Annotated in this window: 1 protein-coding gene and 1 pseudogene; both read left to right on the top strand. The window is 63.2% G+C overall.

What is annotated here, in order from left to right:
- Positions 1-156: 156 nt before the first annotated feature.
- Positions 157-546 (top strand): annotated as a pseudogene (locus ACLKMW_RS26440) (IS110 family transposase); the annotation flags it as partial.
- Positions 547-793: 247 nt separating this feature from the next.
- Positions 794-942, top strand: a 149-nt coding sequence (locus ACLKMW_RS26435; RefSeq protein ID WP_415727504.1) for a transposase, incomplete at its 3' end; no start/stop codon positions are given.

The raw sequence follows: 942 nt of genomic DNA, 5'->3' as shown, positions 1-942 counted from the left end.
GGCCTCGACCACCCGCAGGCGACGAGAGGGGACGGATCGTGCCGAGGCCGGTCTACTGGACCGAATTAGAGTTTGATCGCCCCTCTCTTTTCCATGAGGCCTGAACGGATACCCGGGCGTTCGCGGCCCGGATGACAAGCACGGGACACGGAAGAGATGACGCAAAGCATAGCATGCACCGCAGGGATCGACATCTCGAAAGATCGCCTCGACGTTCATGTTTTACCCAACGGGAACGAGCGGTCCTTCGCCAACGACGCCAAGGGGCTGCGCGAGCTGATCCGCTGGCTGAAGCCACTGTCGCCTGAACGCATCGTCTTCGAGGCGACCGGGGCCTATCATCGCCTGCTCGAGCGGACGCTAGGGGAGAAGGGCCTGCCGCTGGTCAAGATAAACCCGCAGCGACCCCGCGCCTTCGCAAAGTCCGCCGGTCGCCTCTCCAAGACCGACCGGATCGATGCGGTCATGCTTGCTCGTTTCGGTGCGGTGATGCAGCCCGACATTCGACCGCTCAAAAGCCAGGCTCTTGATGCGCTCGGTGAATTGGTGGTAGCCCGGCGCGCCCTCGTGAAGGACCGAACAGCTACGCTGAACCGGTCAAAGAACCTGACTTATCCCGTTTCTCAAGCGCCAGGCCGCGCAGCGCCTCAACCAGATCGACGCCCAAATCCAGGCCCTCAATCGCGAATGCCGGAAACTGATCGCCGCCGACCTGACACTTCTGCGCCCCTTCGAGATTCTCACCAGCATCCCCGGCCTCGGCGAAGCCACGGCCTTCGCCATCATAGCCGACATGCCGGAGCTGGGAACCATCGACAACAAGCAGGCCGCAAGCCTCGCCGGCGTTGCCCCGGTCGACCGCCAGTCAGGGCAATGGAAGGGCAAGAGCTTCATTCAGGGCGGACGGGCATGGCTCAGGCAGGCGCTCTATATGCCCGCCCT

The sequence above is a fragment of the Borborobacter xinjiangensis genome, assembly GCF_047739745.1.
In the GTDB taxonomy this organism is placed as follows: domain Bacteria; phylum Pseudomonadota; class Alphaproteobacteria; order Rhizobiales; family Rhizobiaceae; genus Pseudaminobacter.
Note: the sequence above shows the minus strand (reverse complement) of the source record. Positions and strands in the feature narration are given on the sequence as shown.